At 65.5% G+C, this 25,331-nt stretch carries 25 protein-coding genes; 17 read left to right on the top strand and 8 right to left on the bottom strand.

Annotated features, from left to right (window positions below; all coding sequences use genetic code 11):
• Positions 1 to 18: 18 nt before the first annotated feature.
• From A9X00_RS11585 to A9X00_RS11545, 9 genes are all read left to right on the top strand, one after another.
• Positions 19 to 759: an alpha/beta fold hydrolase gene (locus tag A9X00_RS11585; protein ID WP_067153014.1), complete on the top strand. Its 741-nt coding sequence runs from the start codon at positions 19 to 21 to the stop codon at positions 757 to 759.
• A gap of 61 nt (positions 760 to 820) precedes the next feature.
• Positions 821 to 1,435 (top strand): TetR/AcrR family transcriptional regulator, encoded by a 615-nt coding sequence (locus A9X00_RS11580; protein ID WP_067153012.1) that lies wholly within the window; start codon positions 821 to 823, stop codon positions 1,433 to 1,435.
• 264 nt (positions 1,436 to 1,699) lie between these two features.
• A complete protein-coding gene (locus A9X00_RS11575) occupies positions 1,700 to 2,419 on the top strand; it encodes a hypothetical protein (protein ID WP_067153011.1) in 720 nt (239 codons plus the stop codon).
• Positions 2,420 to 2,429: 10 nt separating this feature from the next.
• On the top strand, positions 2,430 to 2,879 hold the full coding sequence (locus A9X00_RS11570) for a hypothetical protein (RefSeq protein ID WP_067153009.1): 450 nt from the start codon (positions 2,430 to 2,432) through the stop codon (positions 2,877 to 2,879).
• An 84-nt stretch (positions 2,880 to 2,963) separates the two neighbouring features.
• Positions 2,964 to 4,310 (top strand): hypothetical protein, encoded by a 1,347-nt coding sequence (locus A9X00_RS11565; protein WP_067153007.1) that lies wholly within the window; start codon positions 2,964 to 2,966, stop codon positions 4,308 to 4,310.
• Positions 4,307 to 5,689 (top strand): acyl-CoA reductase, encoded by a 1,383-nt coding sequence (locus A9X00_RS11560; protein ID WP_067153005.1) that lies wholly within the window; start codon positions 4,307 to 4,309, stop codon positions 5,687 to 5,689. The genes A9X00_RS11565 and A9X00_RS11560 overlap by 4 nt, the downstream gene beginning before the upstream one ends.
• A 69-nt stretch (positions 5,690 to 5,758) precedes the next feature.
• The gene (locus A9X00_RS11555; protein ID WP_067153123.1) at positions 5,759 to 6,376 is read left to right on the top strand and encodes a nitroreductase family protein; all 618 of its coding nucleotides are present in this window, start codon (positions 5,759 to 5,761) and stop codon (positions 6,374 to 6,376) included.
• A gap of 97 nt (positions 6,377 to 6,473) precedes the next feature.
• Entirely contained in the window at positions 6,474 to 7,484 is a 1,011-nt protein-coding gene (locus A9X00_RS11550; RefSeq protein ID WP_067153003.1) for an acyl-CoA dehydrogenase family protein, read from the top strand.
• Positions 7,468 to 8,643 (top strand): acyl-CoA dehydrogenase family protein, encoded by a 1,176-nt coding sequence (locus A9X00_RS11545; protein ID WP_067153002.1) that lies wholly within the window; start codon positions 7,468 to 7,470, stop codon positions 8,641 to 8,643. Before A9X00_RS11550 ends, A9X00_RS11545 begins: the two co-directional genes overlap by 17 nt.
• A 56-nt stretch (positions 8,644 to 8,699) precedes the next feature.
• Here the strand turns inward: A9X00_RS11545 and A9X00_RS11540 are convergent, their stop codons facing one another.
• The 8 genes from A9X00_RS11540 to A9X00_RS11505 form a co-directional block, all read right to left on the bottom strand.
• Positions 8,700 to 10,100 (bottom strand): alpha/beta hydrolase family protein, encoded by a 1,401-nt coding sequence (locus tag A9X00_RS11540; protein WP_067153000.1) that lies wholly within the window; start codon positions 10,098 to 10,100, stop codon positions 8,700 to 8,702.
• A gap of 115 nt (positions 10,101 to 10,215) precedes the next feature.
• Positions 10,216 to 10,830 carry a hypothetical protein gene (locus A9X00_RS11535; protein ID WP_197515138.1) on the bottom strand — a complete coding sequence of 205 codons (615 nt, stop codon included), beginning with the start codon at positions 10,828 to 10,830 and terminating at the stop codon, positions 10,216 to 10,218.
• Positions 10,827 to 11,660: a hypothetical protein gene (locus A9X00_RS11530; protein WP_067152998.1), complete on the bottom strand. Its 834-nt coding sequence runs from the start codon at positions 11,658 to 11,660 to the stop codon at positions 10,827 to 10,829. The genes A9X00_RS11535 and A9X00_RS11530 overlap by 4 nt, the downstream gene beginning before the upstream one ends.
• 123 nt (positions 11,661 to 11,783) lie before the next feature.
• The gene (locus tag A9X00_RS11525; protein ID WP_067152996.1) at positions 11,784 to 12,230 is read right to left on the bottom strand and encodes a hypothetical protein; all 447 of its coding nucleotides are present in this window, start codon (positions 12,228 to 12,230) and stop codon (positions 11,784 to 11,786) included.
• An 84-nt stretch (positions 12,231 to 12,314) separates the two neighbouring features.
• Complete coding sequence (locus tag A9X00_RS11520; RefSeq protein WP_369830742.1) at positions 12,315 to 13,571, bottom strand: cytochrome P450; 1,257 nt, start codon at positions 13,569 to 13,571, stop codon at positions 12,315 to 12,317.
• 134 nt (positions 13,572 to 13,705) lie between these two features.
• Positions 13,706 to 13,906, bottom strand: coding sequence for a ferredoxin (locus A9X00_RS11515; RefSeq protein ID WP_067152992.1), 201 nt, complete (start codon positions 13,904 to 13,906; stop codon positions 13,706 to 13,708).
• 21 nt (positions 13,907 to 13,927) lie between these two features.
• A complete protein-coding gene (locus tag A9X00_RS11510) occupies positions 13,928 to 14,803 on the bottom strand; it encodes a mycofactocin-coupled SDR family oxidoreductase (protein ID WP_067152990.1) in 876 nt (291 codons plus the stop codon).
• A gap of 23 nt (positions 14,804 to 14,826) precedes the next feature.
• Positions 14,827 to 15,528, bottom strand: a complete 702-nt coding sequence (locus tag A9X00_RS11505; protein WP_067152988.1) for an SDR family NAD(P)-dependent oxidoreductase — start codon at positions 15,526 to 15,528, stop codon at positions 14,827 to 14,829.
• Between the two features lie 282 nt (positions 15,529 to 15,810).
• Between A9X00_RS11505 and A9X00_RS11500 the strand changes: the two genes are divergently transcribed.
• The 8 genes from A9X00_RS11500 to A9X00_RS11465 form a co-directional block, all read left to right on the top strand.
• Positions 15,811 to 17,328 carry an aldehyde dehydrogenase family protein gene (locus tag A9X00_RS11500; RefSeq protein ID WP_067152986.1) on the top strand — a complete coding sequence of 506 codons (1,518 nt, stop codon included), beginning with the start codon at positions 15,811 to 15,813 and terminating at the stop codon, positions 17,326 to 17,328.
• Positions 17,325 to 18,530 carry a CaiB/BaiF CoA-transferase family protein gene (locus A9X00_RS11495; RefSeq protein ID WP_067152984.1) on the top strand — a complete coding sequence of 402 codons (1,206 nt, stop codon included), beginning with the start codon at positions 17,325 to 17,327 and terminating at the stop codon, positions 18,528 to 18,530. Before A9X00_RS11500 ends, A9X00_RS11495 begins: the two co-directional genes overlap by 4 nt.
• Before the next feature lie 325 nt (positions 18,531 to 18,855).
• Positions 18,856 to 19,674, top strand: a complete 819-nt coding sequence (locus A9X00_RS11490) for an ABC transporter permease (RefSeq protein ID WP_067152982.1) — start codon at positions 18,856 to 18,858, stop codon at positions 19,672 to 19,674.
• 19 nt (positions 19,675 to 19,693) lie between these two features.
• Positions 19,694 to 20,539 (top strand): ABC transporter permease, encoded by an 846-nt coding sequence (locus tag A9X00_RS11485; protein WP_067153119.1) that lies wholly within the window; start codon positions 19,694 to 19,696, stop codon positions 20,537 to 20,539.
• Positions 20,540 to 20,682: 143 nt separating this feature from the next.
• A complete protein-coding gene (locus A9X00_RS11480; RefSeq protein WP_067153117.1) occupies positions 20,683 to 21,837 on the top strand; it encodes an MCE family protein in 1,155 nt (384 codons plus the stop codon).
• Entirely contained in the window at positions 21,834 to 22,856 is a 1,023-nt protein-coding gene (locus tag A9X00_RS11475; RefSeq protein ID WP_067152980.1) for an MCE family protein, read from the top strand. The genes A9X00_RS11480 and A9X00_RS11475 overlap by 4 nt, the downstream gene beginning before the upstream one ends.
• Positions 22,856 to 23,974 (top strand): MCE family protein, encoded by a 1,119-nt coding sequence (locus tag A9X00_RS11470; RefSeq protein WP_067152978.1) that lies wholly within the window; start codon positions 22,856 to 22,858, stop codon positions 23,972 to 23,974. The genes A9X00_RS11475 and A9X00_RS11470 overlap by 1 nt, the downstream gene beginning before the upstream one ends.
• The coding region (locus A9X00_RS11465; RefSeq protein WP_232006764.1) for an MCE family protein at positions 23,971 to 25,331 on the top strand (1,361 nt) is incomplete at its 3' end. The genes A9X00_RS11470 and A9X00_RS11465, both read left to right, overlap by 4 nt.

The following is a 25,331-nucleotide window of genomic DNA, read 5'->3' as shown; positions in this document are numbered from 1 at the left end:
TTCGCGGACAATCATCGGATGGCACTGCCCGGCCTCGTCCTGATCCACGGCGGCGCGCATGCCGCCGACTGCTGGGAGCTCACCGTCGCAGAGTTGGCCGCCCAGGCGCCCGAATTGCGGGTACTCGCGGTCGACCTGCCAGGCCGCGCCGGTAGGCCGGCGGACCTGTCGACGGTCACGATCGCGGACTGGGTGAAGTCTGCGGTCGCCGACGTGGATGCCGCCGGGTTCGGCGAGGTTGTGGTCGTTGGGCATTCGCTGGCCGGGCTGACCGTCCCGGGCGTCGTCGCCAAGCTGGGGGCCGGGCGGGTTCGCGAGATGATCCTGCTGGCGGCGTTCGTTCCGCCCCAGGGAAAGTCGGTGGTCGACGCCCTGCGCGGGCCCTTGGCTCCGTTGGCGAGGTCGGCCCGCACGATGGAACGAAGGTCGTTCCCGATGCCCGTCGCCCTGGCGCGATTCGCGTTCTGCAATGGCATGACGCGTGAGCAGCGCAGGCTGACGCTGTCGCGGCTGTGCATGGAGTCGCCGAACGTGATTTTCGAAACCGCCGATGGCAGCGACCTGCCCGATGGCGTACCGCGGACCTGGATCATGACGCTGCGCGATCGGGCGCTGTCGGTCCGACAGCAGCTCGCGGCGATCGAATCGCTCGGCGGCGTCGACACGATGATCTGCATGAACGCTTGCCATGACGTGATGTTCAGCGAGCCGAAGTTGGTGGCCAAGGTTCTGGCGGATCGGTGCCGGGCGCGCTCCTAGAATATTTTCGTTGAAATTTGTCATTGACAATTGTCAGTGATTCGGGTCACGCTAGCTGGCGATGACAGCGCATGCGAACGAGAAGCCAAGGGGCCGCGAAGCGCAGCGGCTGGAGACCCGCCGGCGGGTCTACGACGCCGCGATGGGCGAGTTCAGACGCTCGGGCGTAGCGGACGCCGACATCGGCGCCATCATCTCGACGGCGGGCGTTGCGCGTGGGACCTTCTACTTTCATTTCCCCACCAAAGAGCACGTCCTCGAGGAGGTCGAACGCGATCTGGTCACGCGGCTGGCCGGCGACTTGGGCCGCTTTGTCTCCTCCGGGCCCGACCTGTGGGCGACCATGTCGGAGGTGGTCCGCCTCGTTGTGGCGGGCGAATCCCGGTTGGGGCCAAAGCTATTCAGAGACGTTCTGGCGCTGCACTTTTCCCAGACCCGCCCGCCTGGATTCGGTAAACCTGCCGACCACCCCCTGGTAGCGCTCATCGCCCGGGAGATCGCTCGGGCGCAGCGACAAGGGATGGTGAGGGCAGAAGTCAATGCCGAGAACGGCGCCCTGTTCTTCCTGTTGGGGTTCTACGCGCTGCTGGTCACCAACCATGACTCCAAACCCGCCCGCAGCCGCGTGATCGACGAGTTTGTCGCGAGCACGCGTCACGGTCTCGAGGCGCGATAAGCCGACCGGGTGTCCATCGATCGATTGGAGGTTCAACCATGTGGCAGGACGTATTGCGCCTCGGGCTCGGATGGGGCGGAGCGGCTGCGCTGGTGGGCTTTTGGTACTACGTGATGCGCGGCATCGGAACGTTCTGATGAACGAGCGAGACAGGCAGCGACGGCGGGCGTTGATCGTCTTCCAGATCTTCATCTACGGCTATCTGCTGCTCATGTTCGGCATCCAGCTGTCGATGTGGGCGACCAGGAATTGGTAGGAGAAACCGTGAAACTGCCGAAGACAACCGTTTCGAGGGCTGCATCCCCCACCTCCGGCGCGGTGACCCTCGACGAGCAACTAGAGCAGAGCCGCTTGGCGCAACGCCGCGCCGACAAATGGCTTATCGCGGGGGCATTGCTGATGGGGGCCAACGTACCCGGCATCTTCGGCCTTCCGCTGTTCCTGTACGGGCTGGCGTTGCTTCGACGGGCGCAGAAGGCCGGCCTGTCCGTGCGGCCGCTCATGGTGACCTTGATCGGCTACCTGGTCATCCTGGATGCCGGGCTCAACCTGCAGGGCTGGATCCTCGATATGGTTGCCAACCACTCGCTGATCTACCGCGTCCTATACACGGCCTGGGGCAACGCTTTTGACGCCGGCTACTTCTGGCACTACAACCAGTTGTGGATCGGTGGCGCGACCGCGCCGGGGGAGAAGGGCTGGGAAGTCGCGCTCATCCTGACGGTGTTTCCGATGCGGATCGCCGCCGCTATTGCCTTCCTGCAGATGAAGCGCTGGGGCTATCAATGGCTGCTGGTGACCTGTTGGTTCGGTGTCGTCATCTGGATCGGTTACGTGATGAACATGACCGTATACGCCGATGTTCGTTATGCCGGAGTAGTTTTCCCGGTCCTGGGCTGGTGGATCTACGACATCATGTACATCACGCCGTTCTTCGCGATACCGTATCTGCACACCGTGAACCGCGAAATCTTCTCGGAATAAGGAGAATTCGATGAAGCGGCGCAAAACCGACGATACGTCCGAGTCCATGGCCGATGACCTCCCGCTGGGTACCACGGAGCAGTGGGCCGGAATGCATAAGTGGCTCAAGCGCGGCATCATGGTGTGCCTGGTCGGGCTTGTGATCGAGGGTTCGTTCACCCTGCCGTTCCTGGCGATCTGGTATGGATACCCGACGCTGGGTTTCCGCGACATTTGCAGCGAGCTGATGAAGGTGCGTTACAACAACGAGTCGCTGGAATGTCAGTATCCCTACCCGTTTCCGGGTCCTCCGATCAGCGGTGCGCCCGAAGGGGCTGGGGTCACTACGGCCAAGGATCGGTGGGGAGTCCAGCCCGTGCCCGAATACCCGCGCCTCGGCTTCCGCGAGCTGGTCCGGATCCACGATCAACGGATAGCGCGGCAAAAAGCCGAGCATGACGCGGCGACGCGGCATCCGTGACTGCGCCACCCCCCGCCCTCGACGGCCCGGCACTATTAATATACAGTCATGTTTACTTAATGCCCGGGTGAAGAGGAGTCACCGATGACGTCAGCAACTGAGCGCCTCGTGCAGTTGGTCGGGGCCCAGGATTGTTTCGACATCACCCCCGAGGATCTGCTGCCGGTCCAGCTGGAGGCGGCGAACGAGCGCCTGCAAGGCCAGGCCGACGCCATCCCGCTCTTGGCGAACCGGGCCGAATCGGCTGGGGTGAAAGAGATCAAGCGCGTCGATGACCTGGTGCCGCTGCTGTTCGCCCACACCACGTACAAGACCTACGCGGAAGGTTGGCTCAACGAGGGGCGCTGGGAGCGCATGGGCAAGTGGCTGGCCACGGTGTCCACCCGTGCGGTGGAGGGTCTCGACATCGCAGGCGTTGACACACTCGACGACTGGATCAAGCGACTGGAAACCGTCGGCCACTACCTCTCCTGCTCGAGCGGGACCACGGGAAAACCGGCCATGCTGTCGTGCACCGAGGGCGACATCGAACTGTCGGCGAAGATCAACATCGAGGCGCTGTTGTGGGCAACGGGCCTCGCCCGCGGCGAGGACCGCAAGTTCCTGGGCCTGGGGCCACAATTCGCCGCACCGCGCGAGGATGCGATCCGGCAGGCCATGGTCGACTGCTTTTCCGGGCGATATGTGCCCTATCAGTTCGGCGACGGCGAGCCGATCACCGTCGGGTCGATGGTGGACATGATCACGTTGCGGCGCAAGCTGACCGACGGCACGGCACGACCGAATGAAGTCGCGGAGTTCGAACGCATCGCCGCGCAGCGAGCGAGCGACATGGAGACGTCGGCCAAAAAGGCGATCGACGCGGTGATCGAGGCCCGCGAGGTACCGCTTCTGGCCACCGGCATGTTCGCCACCCTCTATCAGATCGCCGACGGCATCCGCGCCAAGGGCCATGGCGGGGCGGACTTCGACCCGACCAACGCGATGATGGTTGCCGGCGGCCTCAAAGGCGCTGCGCTGCCGGACAATTACCGCGAATACATCCTCGAGACGTTCAACGTCGCCGAGGAGCGGCTGTACCACGCGTACAGCATGCGGGAGATCAACGCGACCTTCCCGCTGTGCCATGCGGAGCGTTATCACATTTCCCCGTGGGTGATCATGTTGCCGCTGGACACCGCCGGTGAGCAGATCCTTGCCGCCGACACAGCTGAGATCGAAGCTCGGGCAGCGTTTTTCGACGCCTCCATCGAGGGCCGCTGGGGCGGGGTAATCAGCGGGGACAAGGTAAGCGTCAGCTTTGCGAAATGCCAATGTGGCCACCAGGGTCCGACCGTCGGGCGCGACATCACGCGCTACGCCGATCTGCCGGGCGGTGACAAGATCAGCTGCGCGGGCAGCATCGACGCCTACGTGCGCGGTGTCGCATGACCACGTTATCGGCGCCGCATTTCGTCCGGGGCGCTCTTGTCGAAGGCGAGGCCGTTCGTCACCGCTCCCGCGATCTCGGCGCCGATTTCGTCACCCCGGCAATCGATCTCGACGCTCTGGTACTGCCGCGCTCGGAGCTGCCCCCGCTGCTGGACGTCAAGCTCGCCGAGATCATCGACTTCCTGGTCGAAACGGGCGAACGACTGCGGCTGGATCGCAACCCCCACTTGCAGGAATGCCTCGAACTGATCGCGGCGACCAACCCGTTGCCGCGGCGCGTGGTGGAGAACCTCTACCGTCAGGCGCCGTTCTATCTCAACAGGCAGCTGCTCGAGAGCATCGTCGATTCGAACTTCACCAACCGCGAGGCCCTCGATGGGTGGGTCGAGCGGATCGACGCGTACGGCAACAAGGGTGCGGTCCGGGCCTTCCCGCCGCGCGTCGTCCACATGCTGGCGGGCAACGCCCCGTCGGGCTGTGTCTCCTCGATCGCCCAGGGCGCGCTGGTCAAGGCCGTCAACCTGTTCAAAATGCCGTCGAGCGACCCGTTCACGACCGTGGCCGTGCTGCGCACCATGGCGGAGATCGATCCCAAACACCCCGTGGTGCGGTCGATGTCGGCGGTGTACTGGCCCGGTGGAGACACCTCGATCGAGCGCACGCTCTACCGGCCGCAGTACTTCGACAGGATCGTCGCCTGGGGTGGTGGCGATGCCATCGCCAACGTGATCCAATACCTGGGCCCCGGAATCCAATTGATCTCCTTCGACCCGAAGTCGTCGATCTCGATGATCGGGCGCGAGGCGTTTGAATCCGAGGACCGCATCGCCGAGGTTGCCGAGCTACTGGCCGCGGACACCACGGTGTTCAACCAGGAAGCCTGCCTCGCCAGCCGCTATGCCTTCGTGGAAGCCCAAGGGACCCAAGCTGAATCGCTCTGCGCCAAGCTGGCCGAGCGGCTCAATGTGGACCGGGACTTCGCCTCGGCGCAGGGTCCGCCATTGCCGACGGAATCGCGGGAAGAGATCGAAGTCATGGAGGCGATGGGTGACCTCGAGACCTGGGGTGGTTTCGACGGCCGCGGCCTGGTGATCCTCTCGGATCGGCCCGTCGAGTTTCAGCCCACCAACAAGACATCGAACGTCGTGTCGGTCGATTCGCTCGACGACGCCGTCCGCTACGTCAACGTCGCCACCCAGACCATCGGCGTGTACCCGTACGAACGCAAGGCGCGGCTGCGCGATCGATTGGCCAGCGCCGGTGCGCAACGCCTGTGTCGCCTGGGAACGGCCAACGCGCACGTCCTCGGCAGTCCGCACGACGCCATGTACCCGCTGCAGCGGTTCGTTCATTGGATGGGCGACGACGACATCGCATAGGTTGCATCGGGGAGTCGACGCTGGAAGGGAGCGGTCGTGACGGGAGCAACCAGTGACGTCTGGGAGGTCATGGCCACCGCCCGAACGATCCGTCGGTTCACCGACGAGCCGGTCGACGACGCGACGCTGGCGCGCTGCCTCGAGGCGGCGAGGTGGGCTCCGTCGGGCGCCAACGCGCAGGGCTGGCGGTTCGTCGTGCTGCGCTCGCCCGAGCAGCGCGCCGTCGTGGCCAAGGCGGCCGCCCACGCCCTGGAAGTGATCGAGCCGGTCTACGGGATGAGCCGGGCCGCCGCCGACGACAGCAGCCGACGCGCCCGCACCTACCGCGCGACCTACGAATTGCACGATCGTGCCGGCGAGTTCACCTCGGTCTTGTTCGCGCAGCAGCACTTCCCGGCCGCGTCCGAGCTGCTGCTGGGCGGGTCGATTTTCCCCGCCATGCAGAACTTCCTGCTGGCCGCGCGCGCCCAGGGCCTCGGCGCATGCCTCACCAGCTGGGCTTCGTACGGCGGCGAGCAGTTGTTGCGGGAGGCCGTCGGCATACCCGAGGACTGGTTGGTCGCCGGGCACGTCGTGGTCGGGTGGCCCAAGGGCAAGCATGGGCCGCTGCGCCGGCGCCCCCTTTCCGAGTTCGTCAACCTCGATCGGTGGGACGAGCCGGCCGACCAGATGCTGGGTGCCAGGTAGGGCTTTCGGACACCTCGTAACCGCTTTTCGAGATTATTACTTCCGACAGGGAGAATGCTATTCTCGCGATTGGCGGTGACGACAGGAGGCGGCCCGGATGCTGTTGGAGTTCGATGCTGATCAGCGGCTATGGCAGCAGACCGTGCGCGACGTCGTCGCCAAGCAGTGCCCGCCATCGCTGGTGCGCAGCGTGGCCGAGGACAATGGCGACCCAACGCCCCTCTGGGAAGGATTGTGGAAGTCCTACGTCGACCAGGGCTGGACCGAGCTGAACGACGCGGCCAGCGCCGTGGAGCTGGCCATCGTGCTCGAGGAGCTGGGGCGCGCGACCGATCCCACCCCGTTCCTGGCGACGATGAGCCAGTTCGCGCCGCTCGCCGCGGCTCGGTTCGACCCGCACGAGGCCGGAACCGCGGTGTACGGCGGGGTCTGGGCGCACCGGGACGCCGACGGCTGGGTGCTGGACGGCACGGCGCGCCACGTCCTCGACGGCGATCGCGTCGACCGGTTGGCGGTGGTGACCGACGCCGGGGTGTTCGTCGTCGCGGCCAACCAGGTGTCGGCACGCCGCTCGGCGGTGTTCGACCCCGTCCTACATGTCGCCGACCTGTCGTTCGGCGAGGTCCGGGTGCCCGACAGCGCCCGGCTCCCCGTCGACGCGGAACGCGCCGAGCACGTCGCGCTGACGGGCATGGCGATCACCATGGTCGGCGCCTGCCAACGCATCCTCGACCTGGTCCTCGAGCACGTGCGCAGCCGGCAGCAATTCGGCGTGCCGATCGGCTCGTTCCAGGCCGTTCAGCACAAGGCCGCCGACATGCACATAGCGGTGGAGCGCGCCCGGGCGCTGGCCTACTTCGCCGCGTTGACGATCGCGGCCGACGATCCGCGGCGCCGGCTGGCGGCCGCGATGGCCAAGGCATCGGCGGGGGAGTGCCAGTCGCTCGTATTCCGGCACGGCTTACAGCTTTTCGGCGCGATGGGCTTCACCTGGGAGAACGACCTGCAGTTCGCGCTGAAGCGGGCCAAGGCCGGTGAGCTGATGCTCGGCGGCGCCGCGCAACACCGGGCGCGCATCGCAGAGGAATACCGTGCAGCTGACTTTTGATCCCGACGTCGAGGCGTTCCGGGCCGAGTTCGCGGCGTTCCTCGACGAAAACCTTCCCGACGCAAGCGAAACGCTGGAGCGCCCGCGCTCGGTGTCGCACATGCCGCAATGGGCGCGCGACTGGCAACGGCTGCTGTTCGACAACGGCTGGTTGCTGCCGAGTCAGCCACCGGAATTCGGTGGTCGCAACGCGACGGTCATTCAGCAGTTCGTCTACCTCGAGGAACTCAGCCGCCGCCGGATGTATCACAGCTTCAACCCGCAGGGCGTGAATATCGTTGGCGCTTCGCTGCTTTCGTTCGGCAGCGACGAACAGAAGCGGCGCTGGGCGGTGCCGATCCTGCGGGCGGAGATCACCGCTTCACTTGGGATGAGCGAACCCAGCGCCGGCTCCGACCTGGCGTCGTTGCGCACCCGCGCCGTGCTGGACGGCGATCACTTCGTGGTCAACGGGCAGAAGGTGTGGACTTCGGGCGCCCACGATGCCGACGTCTTGCTGACGTTCGTGCGCACCAATCCGGATGCGCCGAAGCACAAGGGAATCAGCGCGCTGATCATCCCCACCGACAGCCCGGGTCTGGTGCGCCGCCCGTTCCCGTCGATCTGCGGCGCCGACGATCTGGATTTCAACGAGGTGTTCTTCACCGACGTGCGGGTGCCGGCCGAGAACCTGGTCGGCGAGCTCGACCAGGGCTGGCGGGTGGCCAACGGGTCGCTGGGCCACGAACGCACGATGATGTGGCTGGGTTTCGCCGACCGACTCGACAACATGATCGCCGACTTCCGTCCCATTACCGAAGTCGAGCGCGACCAGTACGCCAGCACGATAATGGACAAGCAGGCGCTGCGCCTGCTGGGTTCGGTTGCGCTGGCGCGTGCCTCGCGCGGCGAAGACGACGTGGCCGCGATCTCGGTGCTCAAGCTGCTCGGCTCCGAGGCGGAGCTGCGGGGCATGGATCTGGCGTTTACGTCGGCGGGATCCGACGGGCTGATCCACCCCGGGCAGACCGGCCCGTACGCGCACATGAACCTGGACCACTACTTCGCCAGCTGGTTCGAGCGTTATGCCCGAAGCTTTTCCGGCACCATCGCCGGTGGCACCTCGGAGATCCAGCGCAACATCATCGCGCAGCGAGTGCTCGGCCTGCCCCGCGGCTAGGCTTTGCGCCGAATGTGCGGCCAGCCGCACACTCGACGCCGAGCGTGCGGCCAGCTTCACGCTCGGCCGTAGGCCGCAGATGCTATGCCGGGCAACGGGATCCGGGCCACGTCCGGGGTGCCCAGTTGGCCGGCCAGCCAGGGCAACGCGGTCGCGAAAGCTGCGCTGGCGGTGGGCCAGTCGTGCCTGCCCGGCTGGGCGACCACCGCGCAGTCGATGCCGTTCGACCGGCCGAGGCCGCACAGAGCTGCCGCGGCCGCGGCCTGGTTACCCGGGTCGGTGGCGGCGCCGCGGCCGGCGACGGCCATCGCGGTGCTGTCGACGACGGTGAGGTCGCGATGCGGCGCCGGAGCACCGCCCGACGTGATCGCGAACCAACCGGACACCCCGGTGTAGCGGCCGTGCCGGCCGATCACCGTGGCGGGGTCGAACGCCGCCCACGCCTCGGCATTTCCGCCGAACAGGCCGGCGATGGTTTGCGCCTTGCTTCCCGTGTTGGGGGTCAGGTCGCCCTCGATGTCGACGAACGTGCTGAACAGCGTGGGGTGCATGACGGTCAGGTCCACCGCGCAGGTTCCGCCCATCGAGAAGCCCACGATGCCCCAGCGCGCCGGGTCGGGGCTGACCCCGAAATTCGAGACCATATAGGGCACCACGTCTTTGGTGAGGTGGTCGGCCGCGTTGCCGCGGCTCCCGTTCACGCATTCGGTGTCGTTGTCGAACGCCCCGCCCGGATCGACGAACACGAGCACCGGTGCGTTGCCGCCATGCGCGGCCGCGAAGGCGTCGATGGTGTCCACCGCGTTGCCGGCGCGCACCCAGTCGGCGGGCGTGTTGATCATGCCGCCGATCATCATCACCGTCGGCAGCTGCGGCGGCGGAGAGGTCGCGAACCAGGCCGGCGGCAGGTACACCAGTTCCTCGCGGTGCTTGAAATGCGATGCGTCGGAAGGGATCTGCACCGGCACCAGGCGGCCGCGGGAGGGCTTGGTGCCGCTCGCGGCCATCGCGGTAACGGTGGCCTTGTCGGTCTGGCCGGGTAGCGGGGCGGAGGTGAGCTGGTCCCACGCGCTTTGCACCGTCTGCACGTACCCGAACCACTGGTTCAGCACCAGCAGCGAGCAGAGCACACACAGCGGCAGACACAGGATCGATACGACATGCCGCCACCAGCGGGCACCGCGCCAGCCCACGATCAGGGCGGCGCCGGCCATTCCGGCCAACGCGATCCACACATACAGCGCGGGCGGCGCCGGTTCGGTCGCCACACGGACGAGGTACCAGTGCGCCCCGGCGGCCGCCACGCCGCCCACGACGACAGCCACGGGCAGCCACCACAGGAGCCAACGGCGCGATCGCCGGCCGACGGCCAGGCCCAGCGCGATCGCGGTGGCCGCGTTAATCGTCATCGGCACCCAGCCGTGCATCAACGAGATGTGGTTACTCAGAAGCTGCATCGTGATTCCTCCTCCCGGCGGCCAGCGATCCGCGCGTGTAAGAGAAGGATTAGATGTCGGCCTCTACGAAGCCTCTACAGATTCTTGGAGCCCCGCGCCTGGAAGGCGCCTCGCTTTAAACGGGGTCGAATTTGGTGATCAGCCAGCTGCCGTTGACGCGGGCCATGCTCACCAGCACGGTGCTGGCCGCCAGCGTGGGATCTGGCCGGTCCTTGCTTGTTGTGCTCTGGTCGACGTACACCAGAACCACGGCCGAATCCGGATGCAATTCCTGCACCCCCGCGCCCATGATGTGCGCGGTGGTCTTGAGCGACTTCTGCTTGGCCGCCGGAGCCACGATCTGATCAGTGAACTGGGTGTAGTACGACAGGAAATCCCCGGAAAGGTGCGACTTGGCGGCCGCGAAGTCCTTATCGAGCGACTCGGGCGAATAAGACAGCAACGCAACCGTTCCCTCGGACGCCGCTTTGACCACGGCGGTGGCGACCCTGGGGTCGGTGCGCTGGTTTGGCTGGTACCGCGCGAAGTACATCCACGCCGCCGCACCGGCGGACATCAGCACCAGCAGAACCAGGATCACGGGAACGAGAGGGATGTTGCGAAGCATCCGGGGCCGGGCCCGTCGCGGGCGCGTCTCCCGCTCGGGTGACTCCTCTACCGAGGCGTCAGGCGAGTCCGCTTCCTTCGCTTCTTCGGTAGTCTCGTCGGGTTCAATGTCGCGATCTGTCACGCTACGAAGTCCACTTTCGACATCTTGTACTGTCCGCCGTCTTCGGTCACGGTTACCCGGAGCCGAAACACGCGCGGTTCGTCCTTGGCGCCCGCGGCATTGGTGATCTTGGACGTCGCCGAGACCAGAACCGAGGCGGTTTTCCCGTCCATGGACTCGAGCGCCGCTGCGTTGACCGTTCCCTGCGTCGTCACTTTGGACTGCTCGACCACCGACGTGAAATCCTTTGCCCGCTGTTGAAAGTCGTCCCTGAACTGGCCGGTGGAGCTGTCGATCACTCGCTGGACGTCTTCCTTGGCGTGGTTGAAGTCGAGGGAGGTCATGTTGATGATCCCCTGCCTGGCCCCGGCCACGAAGTTGGCGGCGCGCCGTGTTCGGTCGGTGGCCTCGTGGTCTTGCCACGCCATGTATCCGGTGATGCCGACAAAGCCGACGATGAGGACGATGGCCGCCACCTTGAGAGTGGCCGACAGCGACGGCAACCTGAGCCGCCTTCGGGGCGGCTTGGATTCCGGTTCTTTGGGTGCGACGGTTTCGTCGGGCGCGTCCTCATCGGTCTTCGCGCCGGAAGCTTCGACGGCGTCGTCGGCGCCGTGCGCGTCGGAGTCCGGTTCTTCGGTCTCGGCGGCCTCGGTTGTCTCGGCGGCCTCGGTTGTCTCGGTGGCCTCGGCCAATGCTTCACGCCGGAGCCGGGCTGCGCGGGCTCGGGCGCGCGCGGCGGCGGCCAACGCCTCGGCTTCTGCTGCCTCTGCCTCGGCTTCTTCGAGCAACGCCTTCGCGTCGGCTTTCGAGGTGGCCGCGTCTTCCGGCGGCCCTTTCGTCTCAGCCATCGCGCCTACCGCCCGTCACAATCCTCATCGACCGAACTCCGGTATCTCGTACTGTACTGACCATTCTTAATGGCCAGCTGGCCGGCGAAATCGATGGGCTTCCGAGGGCAAGGGTGGTCGCGGCTACCATCGCACGAGCGAGAACGGCCAGCGGTTGGTGCCCCCCGGTCCGCCTCCGCAGCCCGTGTCGAACGTCGAGACGACCTCGCCCGCCTGCGTCGCGGCGTCCCACGTGTAGACGTCATGCGAGGGAAAGAACTGGACCACGCAGCGCACACCGTCGGGAACGTCGACAGCCAGGGTGTAGCGGCCGTTGGACAGGTGAGCATTTTCCTTCCAGAACGCCGCTTGCCCGTTGGGCTGCGGAATTGCTTGGACGGTCAGGCATTCCGGTCCTTGGTCGTATCGGCACGGCCGGATCTCAAAAATCCAAACGTGGCCGGGATCCCGGTCGGTAAGCAGCCTGTAATTGCCGATCTGCATGTCCGCGCGCGCTGTCGGCATGAGAGTCAACGCGGCCGTGGCAAGCGCAAGGCTCACTGCGAAAGTCTTCACCGGCGCGTCTCCCATCTGTGCAAACGCCCTTGGCCAAATATAAGGGCGCGGTCACGCTGAACATGCCTACTCGCAAAAATTGCGGGGGTCAACGCCGGCTCAGTCGATTACCGCGGCTTCCTTGCGCTCGGTGATCGGCCTGGCCAGCTCCTGCTCGTCGCAGATGCGCTGCAGTTTGTCCAGCGTCTCGTCCAGGCCGGCGCCGATCCGGCGGCCGGGCGTGAAGGTGGCCGGCAGCTTGCGCATGCCCTGGATGACGCCGATGGTCTCGTAGTGGACGGTGCCCTCGGGGTCGCACGTGTAGTCCGGCATCCGGTCGAGGACCGCGGTCAGCATGGACTTGAACACCGTGCGGGCCACGTTCGATCCGGCGCAGCGGTGAACCCCGAGCCCAAAGCTGAAGTGCCGGTTGCCTTTGCGGTCGAGGATGATCTCGTCGGGGTCATGGAATACCGCGGGGTCGCGGTTGGCCATGGCCCACGAAATCCACAGCCGCTCACCCTCTTTGAACGTGACACCGTCGAGCTCGACGTCGTCGGAGAAGGTCCTGCCGTCGCCGGGGGCCGGGGTGAAGTAGCGCAGGAACTCTTCGGTCGCGGGATCGAGCAGCGTGTCGCGTTGCTTGCTGAGCAGCTCCCGCTGATCGGGGTGCTGCGAAAGCCATTCCAGGGAATGGGCGGTCAGCGCCGTGGTGGTGTCGAAGCCGCCGCCGATGATCAATCCGAGATTTCCGATGATTTCCAGATCGGGCGCGGGCTCGCCGTCGATGCGCATTTCGAGCAGGGCATTGACCAGGCCGGGCCGCGGATTCTGGCGGATCTCGATCATGTTGTTGATCAGGTCGATCCCCATCTGCCGGTGCATCTCGGTGACCCGCTGGATGTCCGGGGAATGCTCCGGGGTGTACACCGCGGCGTGCGTCGGCTCGCTGTACATCTGCCAGTTCTTCAGCGGGATGCCCATCATCGCCAGCGTCAGTACGGCAGGCACGATGTTGGCCAGGTCGTCGACGAAGTCGATGCGGCCCTCCTCGATCTTCTCGTCGAGGCAGGCGCGCGTCACGTCGTCGATGAACGGCTCCCAGCGCTTGACCGCGGCCGGCGACAGGTAGGGGTTGAGCACCGCGCGGTAGGTTTTGTGCTCGGGGTTGTCCATCTCCAGGATGCCGCCCCGAATGCCGTTGATGCGGCTGGCCGTCGGGATCGAAATGCCTTTGTAGCCGCGGCGTTCGTTGTTCACATCGTGGTCGTTGGACACCGCCGCGCAGCGGGCGAGCTCGAAGACCTCGTGGCTGCCGGCCGCCACCCAATGTCCGCCGTAGGTGTCGCTCCAGGCCATCGGGCACCGGGCGTGCATCTCCTCGGTGATGTCTTTGAACCGCGACCGGTACTCCGGGGAGTGCCGATCGAAGTGATACCGGTTCCGCTTACGGTCGCTGTCGCTGACTTGGTCATCAACGCTGTCGTCGACACTCAAGGCACTGTCTCCCTTTACGTTTCATCCGTGATGATGATGGCCTGCTCCGGGCAGGAGTGAGCGGCCTCGCGGACCTGATCCTCCTTGTCGGCCGGCACCACCTCGTCGATCGCCGACGAACTGCCGTCGATGTCGCTGAGCTGGAACGAATCCGGCGCGATCATCGCGCAAAGGGTGTGGCCCTGGCAGCGTTCCGAATCAACCCAGACCTTCACGGTGTCTCCTTGCGAGTTGTCTTAATTCTCGTAGTCGTACCACTTGAGGTAGCCGCCGGCATCGACGCGCAATTGCACGCCGGTGACGTACCGGGCCTCGTCGGAGGCCAGCCACAGCACGGCATTGCTGATGTCCTCGGGTTCGACGTAGGGGATTTTCATCGCCTGCTGCACGCCGAAAACCGGCTCGGCGTCGGCCCGCGTGGGGCGCTCGAGGTCCGGCCGGAACGAGCGGTACATCGGCTCGCTCTGCAGCATCGGGGTGTTCGTGTTGGTCGGGTGGATGACGTTGGCGCGAATGCCCAACGGCGCCAGCTCCGTCGCCAGGTCGTGGACATAATGCGACAGCGCCCGCTTGGAGTGGATGTAGGCCATGCCTCCAGGGTCGTTGCCGGGGTTGTCCTTCTTGGCGGTGTCCATCAGCGCGGCGGTGGATCCGGTGGCGACGATCGAGCCGCCCTCGCGGAGGTGCGGCAGCGCGACCTGGATGGCGTTGATGGTGCCGATCAGGTTGGTGTTGATGACGTCGCACCACGCCTGCAGGGGCGGCCGGCCCTTCATGCCGGCGACGCCGGCCTGCGCCACCACGATGTCCAGCCCGCCGAACTCCGCGACGCCGTGCTCCAGGGCCGCGCTCAGTTGGCCGGCGTCGCGCACGTCGGCCTGGGCGACGATTGCGCCCTGGCCGGTCTTCTCGATGAGCCGGGCGGTCTCCTCGAGGTCCTCGGGTGCCGCCATCGGGTAACCGATGGTGTCGAGGTCACGGCACAGGTCGACGGCGATGATGTCGGCGCCCTCCTCGGCCAGCCGCACCGCGTGGCTGCGGCCCTGCCCGCGAGCCGCGCCGGTGACGAAGGCGACCTTTCCCTTGACGCGCCCTGGTGCGCCGTCTGCCACACTCTCTCCTTTTGTGTCGATGCTCAGGTGTTTCGGCCGCCGTTGACGCCCAGTATTTGGCCGGTGATGTAGCCCGCCTCTTCGGAGATCAGAAAAGCGCACGCGGCCGCGATGTCCTCCGGCCTGCCCATCCGGCGCACCGGGGTCCGGGCGATGGTCGCCTCGATGTCGCCGAGATGTCCGTGTTGTTCCGCGGCGCGCAGCATCGGGGTGTCGATAAACCCCGGCGGCACGGCGTTCACGGTGATGCCGTTGGGGCCGTACTCGAGTGCCAGCGACTTGGTGAGGCCGTTGACCGCGGACTTGGCGGCCACGTAGTGGCTCATGTAGGGCGCACCGGAATGAGTGCTCGACGACGAGATGTTGACGATCCGCCCCCACCCGGCCTCGACCATGTCGGGCAGCACCGCCTGGGTCACGTGGAAGACGCCGTTGAGGTTGACGTCGACCACCCGTTGCCACTCGTCGAAGGTGATGTTGGTGAAGCGCTTGAACCCGTCCAGGCCCGCGGCGTTGACCAGGATCGTCACGGGTCCCAGCTGCGCGCGGATCGCCGCGAGCGCGGCATCCACCTGCGGCCGGTCGGTGACGTCGGCGGTGAAAGCGAAATCGGCTTCCGACGGTCTGAGGTCGATCGTGGCGACATCAAGACCGTCCGCGCGCAGGCGCTGCGCGACGGCTTGACCGATGCCGGATCCGCCACCGGTGACCACCGCGGTCTTCACGTCGAGACCTCATCTCCAAACGGGCCCGTCTCAGCCACAAAGAATCTCCCTTACAATTATGAGAACCTTACTCTCGCCGCGAAGCGGCATGCAACATAGCGACAAAACCGCGCACGGCCTGCGCCGAGACGTCCGCTACCCCTACACATGCGCAACAACGCCGCTGGTCGGCGGGTCCGTCCCATTCCTGAGACTTTCTTGAATTATCGAGACCCGAATGTAAGATTCGCCGGGGAAGAGAATGAAATTTTCGTGACCGTCACCACATGAGGGAGCCAGGGGATGCCAGTGCAGGACACGGCAGAGACCACCGCGAAGACGATCGCGGATGCCGCGCCCGAGTCACAGGTCGATCGCCGACTGCTGATTGACGGCCGGCTCGTCACCGCCGAGGCGACGTTCCCCTCGATCAACCCCGCCACGGGTGCGGTCATCGGGCATGCCCCGGATGCCGGCGTCGAGCAGGCCCAGGCCGCGATCGCGGCGGCCCGGCACGCCTTCGACACGACCGACTGGCCGACCAACGTGGAGTTGCGGATCCGCTGCCTCGACCAGTTGCACGCGGCGCTGGTCGAGCACGCCGAGGAGCTCCGCGAGCTGACCATCGCCGAGGTCGGCGCGACCCGGGCGCTCACCCAGGGCGCTCAGCTCGACGACCCGATCAAGATCGTGCGCTTCTACGCCGATCTGCTGCGCACCTATCAGTTCTCCGAAGATCTCGGCGAGATCGAATCGCGGGGCATGCGGCATCACCGCTGGGTCGAGAAGGAAGCCGCGGGGGTGGTGGCCGCCATCATCGCCTACAACTATCCGAACCAGCTCGCCCTCGCCAAGCTGGCCCCCGCGCTGGCCGCCGGGTGCACCGTGGTGCTCAAGGGCGCGCCGGACACCCCGCTGGTCACCCTGGCGCTCGGCGAGCTGATCGCCAACCACACCGACATCCCGGCCGGCGTGGTGAACGTGCTGACTTCCTCGGACGCGGCCACCGGGGTCGCGCTGACCACCAGCCCCGACGTCGACGTCGTCACCTTCACCGGATCGACCGCGGTCGGGCGCAAGATCATGGCCGCCGCGAGCGAGACCGTCAAACGCGTCTTCCTGGAGCTGGGTGGCAAGTCGGCCGTGATCATGCTCGACGACGCGGATTTCGCCAACGCGAGCCTGTTTGCAGCGTTCAGTATGGTCACGCACGCCGGGCAGGGCTGCGCGCTCACCTCCCGGCTGTTGGTGCCCAAGTCGCACCACGACGAGATCGTCGAGCTGATCGCGCAGAACTTCGCCAAGGTGCGCCACGGCGACCCCGCCGATCCGAGGACGCTCATGGGACCGCTCATCAACGAGCGCCAACGCGACAAGGTCGACGGCATGGTGCAGCGGGCCGTCGCCGCGGGGGCGACCCTGGTCACCGGTGGCAAGCTGTTGGATCCCGGCTACTTCTATGCGCCCACGTTGCTCACCAACGTCGACCCCGACAGCGAGATCGCCCAGGACGAGGTCTTCGGGCCGGTGCTGGTGGTCATCGGATTCGAGGACGACGACGACGCGGTGCGCATCGCCAACAACTCGATCTATGGGCTGGCCGGCGCGGTCTTCAGCCGCGACCACGACCGCGCGTTGGCAGTGGCGCGGCGGATCCGGACCGGATCGTTCTCCATCAACGGCGGCAACTACTTCGCCGCCGACAGCCCGTTCGGCGGCTTCAAGCAGTCCGGTGTCGGCCGGGAGATGGGCGTCGCCGGGCTGGAGGAGTTCTTGGAAGGCAAGACTTTTGCGGTTCCCGTTGTGGGGGCGCCCGCATGAGGCCGCTGGAGGGCATCCGCGTCCTGGAGGTCGCCATGTACGGGTTCGTCCCGTCGGCGGGCGCGGTGCTCGCCGAGTGGGGCGCCGACGTGGTCAAGGTCGAGCACGCGGTGACGGGTGACCCGCAACGCGGGCTGCGGCAGACCGGCATGTTGCGTGTCGAGGGTGACCCGAACCCCAACATCGAACACGCCAACCGCGGCAAGCGCAGCATCGGACTGGACATGTCGGTGCCCGAGGGCAAGGAGGTGCTCTACGAGCTGGCCCGCCGGTCCGACGTGTTCCTCACGAGCTTCCTTCCCGCTCACCGGAAGAAGTTCGGGATCGACGTCGACGACATTCGTACGGTCAATCCGAACATCGTCTACGCCCGCGGGAGCGCGCTCGGTCCCCGGGGAACCGAATCGGAAAAGGGCGGCTACGACATGACCGCATTCTGGTGCCGGGCGGGAACCGCCGCGACCATCACGCCCACGGGGATGCCCGGCATGATCGCGCCGCCGGGACCGGCCTATGGCGACACCATCTCCGGCACCAACCTCGCCGGCGGCATCGCGGCGGCGTTGCTCAAACGGGAACGCACCGGCGAACCGTCGGTCGTCGACGTGTCGTTGTTGGGCAGTGGTTTCTGGGCAATGGGACACACGGTCGCGTTGACCAAGCATCTGGGTCAGCGGCTGGAAGCGCCGCCGCCCGGGGTGCATGGTGCGCCCAACAACCCGTTGGTGGGGCTGTACACCACGTCCGACGGACGCTACATCTCCTTCGTGATGATGCAGCCCACCAAGTTCTGGGCCGACGTCTGCCGGCACGTCGAGCTGCCGGAGCTGGCCGACGATCCCCGCTTCACCACCGTCGAGAAGATCGCCGCCAATACCGCGGACGCGGTCGAGATCTTGACCAAGGTGATCGCAACCCGCACGCTTGCCGAGTGGAGCGAACGCTTTGCCACGCTTGCCGGCCCGTGGGCGCCCGTGCAGGACACATTGCAGGCGGTCGACGACGCCCAGATCCGTGCCAACGAGTACCTGGTTCGCGCAGGCGAACTCGATCTCGTCGCCAACCCGGTCCAGTTCGATGTCGCGGCCCCGCGCACCGGCCCGGCGCCCGGGTTCGCCGAACAGACCGAAGAAATCCTGCTGGAAATCGGACTCGATTGGGACCGCATCATCGAACTCAAGACGGCCGGCGCGGTCACGTGAGGGCCACCGGGACGCGAGCCATGCCCGAATTCTCCGTGCCGAACATGGACTGTCCGATAACGGTTTTAGATTTTCCGTTCCCTCGGGACGAGGCATGAGTCATAATCGCCGGACGCTTCAAGACGCGGAGGCCCACGTCCTGGAGCGCCAACTCACGCAAGAGAATGGAGGCCTGGCGTGAGGATGGTGGCGGTTGTTGCTCCGGAGTCAGACGCCGGAATGTGGCTGCCCGCTAGGCATTTCGCCGTCGCTTCGTCGAGTTCGTGGCCGGCTCGGCCGATTTTTCAGACTGTCGGTCTTGTGGCGTTCGAAGGAATTGACGTACATGGCAGATAAGAGCGCCGACCGATGGTCACCGGGATTGCCCCCGCTGAAACTGAAATGGGACCTTTCTGGGCCCCTGCAGGCGATCGGGGGCCTATTTGCGATGTCGGCCGACGCGATCAAGTTCGCGTTCCGCCGGCCCTTCCAAGGGCGTGAATTCCTGGAACAGTCTTGGTTCATCGCCCGCGTTGCGTTGGGTCCGACTTTGTTGGTGGCCATCCCGTTTACCACCCTGATCAGTTTCACGCTCAACATCCTGTTGCGTGAACTCGGTGCTGCCGACCTCTCGGGTGCCGGGGCGGCGTTTGGTGCGGTCACGCAGGTCGGCCCGGTCGTGACGGTGTTGATTGTCGCCGGGGCGGGTGCGACGGCCATTTGCGCGGATCTCGGCTCGCGCACCATCCGCGAAGAAATCGACGCCATGGAGGTGCTAGGCATCAACCCGGTCCAACGCTTGGTCACGCCACGCATGCTGGCCTCCGGGCTGGTGGCGTTGCTGCTGAACAGCTTGGTGTGCATCATCGGCATCGTCGGCGGCTACGTCTTCTCGGTGTTCGTCCAGGACGTCAACCCGGGTGCGTTCGCCGCGGGGATCACTTTGTTGACCGGCGTGCCCGAAGTGATCATTTCTTGTACCAAGGCAGCGCTTTTCGGCCTCATCGCGGGGCTGGTCGCCTGCTATCGCGGCCTGATCATCAGCGGCGGGGGCGCCAAGGCCGTCGGCAACGCGGTGAACGAAACGGTGGTCTATGCCTTTATGTCCCTGTTCGTGGTCAACGTTCTGGTCACCGCGATCGGCATCAAGATGACGGCGAAGTGACGGCGGGCAGGCGCGGATGATGACGCTGCGGGCCGCCTATCCCAGGCTCTTCAACCAACTCGACCGGCCGGTCGGAACGTTGGGTCGAATCGGCGATCACACACTTTTCTACGGGAAGGCGCTTGCCGCGGCACCGTTCGCCGCCGTGCACTACCGGCGCGAAGTGATTCGGCTGATCGCCGAGATCAGCATGGGCGCGGGCACTTTGGCGATGATCGGCGGCACCGTGGTGATCGTCGGGTTCTTGACGCTTGCCACCGGCGGCGTCCTTGCGGTGCAAGGGTATTCGTCACTGGGCAATATCGGCATCGAGGCATTGACCGGCTTTTTGGCCGCGTTCATCAATGTGCGGATCTCGGCGCCGGTCGTCGTCGGTATCGGCCTGGCGGCGACGTTCGGGGCCGGGGTGACCGCCCAGCTGGGCGCGATGCGGATCAACGAAGAGATCGACGCGCTGGAAAGCATGGCTATTCGCCCGATTTCGTACCTGGTCAGCACCCGGATCCTGGCCGGAATGCTCGCGATCACGCCGCTGTACAGCATCGCCGTCATCCTGTCGTTCGTCGCGAGCCAGTTCACCACAACGTTCTTGCTCGGGCAGTCTTCCGGCCTGTACGAGCACTACTTCGACACGTTCCTGAACCCGATCGACTTGTTGTGGTCTTTCCTGCAAGCAATCCTCATGGCGCTCACCGTCTTGCTGATCCACACCTATTACGGCTACTTCGCGTCCGGTGGGCCATCGGGGGTGGGCGTAGCGACCGGAAACGCGGTGCGCACCTCGCTCATCGTCGTGGTTTCGGTAACGCTACTGGTCTCGCTGTCCATTTACGGTAGCAACGGCAACTTCAACCTGTCGGGATAGGCGACGATGGGAACAGCAACGTGACGCGAAATCTCGGGCCGGGACCCATCCACCGGTCCGAAACCACCAGTGCGGCATCGCCGGTCCGCGCCAGGCCGGGCCAGCACTTCGGTGCCCGATCGTACGCACGCCCGTTGGCCGGCCTGGCCACCATCGGCGTGATCGCGGGCATCTTCGTGCTCGCGATCGGCCTGTTCCAAGGCAGCTTCACCTCCAGCGTGCCGGTGACGGTCTTGTCGCCGCGCGCCGGCCTGGTCATGAACACGGACGCCAAGGTGAAGTTGCGCGGGGTGCAGGTGGGCAAGGTCGCCTCGATCGAAACCTTGCCGAATGGGCAAGCGGCCCTTCACCTGGCGATGTACCCGTCGGAGTTGCGTTTCATTCCGGCCAACGTGCTCGTCAACATCACCTCGTCAACGGTGTTCGGTGCCAAGTTCGTCGAGCTGGTAGCGCCCGCCGAGCCCTCGGCCCAGCGGCTGCACGCCGGCCAGACGCTCGAGGGCCAACACGTCATGGTCGAAATCAACACGGTATTCCAGCAACTGGTGTCGGTGCTGGACCAGATCGACCCTGCGAAGCTCAACGAGGCACTCGGGGCGCTAGCGAAGGCGTTCAGTGGCCGGGGCCCACAACTGGGCCAGTCGCTCAGCGACTTGGACTCGTTTCTGGCCAGACTGGAGCCGAGCCTTCCCGCGTTGCGGCATGACCTTTCGGTGTTGCCGGCGGTGTCCAACGCATATGCCGACGCGGCGCCGAACCTGGTGAGCGCAGCGGCTAACGCCACGAAGATCAGCAAGACGATCGTCGATGAGCAGCACAACCTGGATGCGTTGCTGATCAGCGCGATCGGCTTGGCCGACATCGGCAACGATGTCTTGTCGACGAACCGCGAGCCGCTGACGAACGTGCTGCATCTGCTGGTGCCGACCACCGATCTGACCAGCGAGTACCACGAGGTGTTCACCTGTGGTTTCGGCGGGCTGATAACCCTTTCGCACGGTGCGCCGTTGTCGGAACCGAGCATCAACATCTCGGCGAGCCTCACGTGGGGCGGCGAACGTTATCGGTATCCGACCAACCTGCCCAAGGTCGCGGCGACCGGCGGCCCGAAGTGCATGGGTCTGCCGACCCTGCCGTTCAACACGGCTCCGCAGCAACTGATCACCGATATCGGCGCCGACCCGGTGGGGTACGGAAACCCGCAGGTGCTGATCAACTCCGATCTCCTCAAACAGCTCTTGTACGGGCCGATCGCCGGCCCGCCACGCAACTCCATTGGGATCGGACAACCCGGATGAGAACGCGCGCCACGCTGATCAAGTTCGCGATCTTCACGGTCGTGATGGCCATGCTGACCGGCTTCCTGTTCTTCATCTTCGGCCAGTACCGGACGGGTTCGACGACCGGGTATTCGGCGGTGTTCACCGACGTGTCGCGTCTCAAGCCGGGGCAGTCGGTGCGGGTCGCCGGGATCCGGGTGGGCACCGTCAACAGCGTTTCGCTGCAGCCGGACAAAAAAGTTGTGGTGAAGTTCGACGCCGACCGCAACGTCGTGCTCACCGAGGGCTCCAGGGCGGCGGTCCGCTACCTGAACCTGGTGGGCGATCGCTACCTCGAGCTCCTCGACGGTCCGGGCCCAACCAAGCGGCTACCGGCCGGCGGTCAGATTCCCGTCAGCCGCACCGCGCCGGCGCTCGACCTCGATCTGCTGCTCGGCGGACTGAAACCCGTTACCCAGGGCCTGAATGCGCGCGATGTCAACGCGCTGACCTCAGGACTGCTGCAGGTCTTCCAGGGTCAAGGCGGCACTCTCGAGTCGCTGTTCGCCAAGACGACGTCGTTTTCGAACGCCCTGGCCGACAACGATCAAACCGTGCAGCAACTGATCGACAACCTGAACACCACGGTGGCGTACGTGGATAAGGAAGGCGGCAACTTTTCGGCCGCAATCGATCGACTCCAGCGGCTCGTCAGCGGGCTGTCCGACGACCGCACCACTATCGGGTCCGCCATCGACGCCCTGGACAACGGGACCGCTTCGCTGGCGGATCTGCTGAGCAACGCGCGGCCGCCGCTGTCCGGCACCATAGATCAGCTGAATCGCCTTGCGCCGATTCTCGATAACGACAAGGACCGCCTCGACGCCGCGATCGGCAAAGCGCCAAGGAACTACCGCAAGCTGGTCCGACTCGGCGTGAACGGCGCCACCATCCCGTACTACCTGTGCATGTTGGAACTGCGCGGTACGGATCTTCAGGGCAGGACGGTGAAGGCCCCCATATTCAGGTCAGAAGCGGGAAGGTGCACGGAACCCTAATGCTTAGGTATCGCGGAACTGGGCTCGTCAAGGCCGGACTGATCGGCGCGGCCCTGATCGCACTGGTCATCCTGGTGGGTTTGTCGCCCGACCGGTTTATTACCTGGGCGACGATGGTCAGGTACCAGGCGCTGTTCTCGGAGGCCGGAGGCCTCGCGACGGGCAACCCCGTGACGGTGTCGGGGATGAAGGTCGGCTCGGTGTCGGATGTGAAGCTGCGCCACGGCGAGGCTCTGGTCACGTTCGCGGTGAAGGGCAACGTCCTGCTTGGCTCGGAGACCTCCGCGCACATCCGCACCGGCACGCTCCTTGGCGAGCGAATGGTGACGTTGGAGTCCGCCGGCACCGGCACCATGCGTCCGATGGCGCTGATTCCCGTCTCACGCACGTCTTCGCCTTACTCGCTGACGGAAGCGGTCAGCGACTTGACAACCGACACTGCCGGAACCAACACCACCGCGTTGAACCAGTCGTTGGACACGCTGTCGGCGACGCTTGATCAGATCGCACCCCAAATGGGGCCGGCCTTTGACGCAATCACCCGGCTGTCGCGAACTCTCAACAGTCGCAATAAGAGCCTCGGCGAGCTATTCAAGAGTGCCGGTGACGTCACCGGGATTCTTTCCGAACGCAGCCAGCAGGTCAACAAGCTCATCCTCAACTCCGACGATCTGCTCCAAGTCCTGGTGGCGCGCCGACAGGAGATCGTGGACCTGTTGGCCAACACGTCGGTGGTGGCCAAGCAGCTGACGGGTTTGGTGCACGACAACGAAAGCAAACTGGCGCCGACGCTGCAGCGGCTGAATTCGGTGCTGGCGATGCTGGAAAAGAACCGCGACAATATCAGCAAGGCGCTGCCGGGTCTCGCGAAATTCGAAATTACGGTCGGTGAGGCGATCTCCAGTATGTACGCCTATTCGGCGTTCGTCCCGAACTTCCTTGCCCCGCAACTCTTCCAACCGTTCCTCGACTACCTTTGGGGATTCCGCACCTTCGACACGACCAAGGGTCCGGGCTACCCATCGCCGGTACCTCGGTCGCTGATTCCCTGGCCGTACAACGGTATTCCGGTATGCCCGAACTGCACGTTGGGCGGCAGGATCGGGGGATCGCAATGACCTTCCGGATTCCCCGCACCAGGCTGATGGCCGTGGCGGCCGTTGCTCTGGTCGCACTCGTCATTGCCGGCGCCGCCGTGCTCGTCCGCAATACCGTCTTCGCCCAACAGACGATTACCGCATATTTCACCACCGCCACCGCGATCTATCCCAATGACGAGGTGCGGGTCTCGGGTGTGAAAGTCGGCCGGATCAAATCCATTCAGCCGCAAGGCACACAGGCCAAGATGGTCCTCAAGGTCGACCACGGCGTCCCGATTCCGGCGGACGCGAAGGCGATTATCGTCGCCCAGAATCTGGTGTCCGCCCGCTACGTCCAACTCTCGCCGGCTTACCGAGACAGCGGGCCGGTCATGCGCGACGGGGCAGTCATACCGGTCGAACGGACCGCGGTGCCGGTCGAGTGGGACGAGGTCAAAACCCAGTTGATGCGGCTGGCAACGGATTTGGGACCCAAGAGCGGTGTCTCGGGCACGTCGGTGGGCCGGTTCATCGACAGCGCCGCCAACGCTCTCGAGGGCAATGGTGACAAGCTCCGTCAGACACTCGGTCAGTTGTCAGGGGTGGGACGGATCCTCGCCAACGGTAGCGGCAACATCGTCGACATCATCAAGAACCTGCAGACCTTCGTCGGTGCGCTGCGGGACAGCAACGTCCAGATCGTGCAGTTCAACGACCGCTTGGCCACGCTCACCAGCGTGGTCGACGACAGCAAATCCGACCTGGACGCGGCACTGACCGACTTGTCGACGGCGGTCGGCGAGGTGCAGCGCTTCATCGCCGAGACTCGCGACCAGACCAGCGAGCAGATCGCCCGATTGGCCGATGTCACGCAGATCCTGGTCGATAAGCACATGGCGCTGGAAAATATCCTGCACGGCGCGCCGAATGCGCTCGGCAACTTCTTCAACGACTACAACGCCGACACCGGAACCATCGTGGGCGGGTTCGGGATCATGAACTTCGCGAATGCCACGTTTTCGGGGTTGCTGGTTCCGATTCCCGTGCCCGGTTGCACGGCCGTCGGCGCGATCGAGAATGTCACCGCGGTTGAATCGGGCAAGCTGTGCTCCCTGTTCCTCGGGCCCGGGCTGCGGGTGCTCAACTTCAACAGCCTGCCGATTCCCATCAACATCTTCCTGCAGAAGTCGGTAGACCCATCCAAGATCCTCTACAGCGAACAGCGCCTGGCACCCGGGGGCGAGGGCCCCAAACCCGGACCACCCGAGATCCCGCCCGAGGTGTCGGCCTACACCGGCCTGCCCGGCGATCCGGTCGGACCGCCGGGGGCGGTGGTGCGGGCATCGGCGTCGACGGTGGCGGTGGCAGCGGCATCGCCGCGCCCGGGATCGGCGCC

The sequence above is a fragment of the Mycobacterium sp. 1245805.9 genome, assembly GCF_001672915.1.
Taxonomy (GTDB): Bacteria; Actinomycetota; Actinomycetes; order Mycobacteriales; family Mycobacteriaceae; genus Mycobacterium.
Note: the sequence above shows the minus strand (reverse complement) of the source record. Positions and strands in the feature narration are given on the sequence as shown.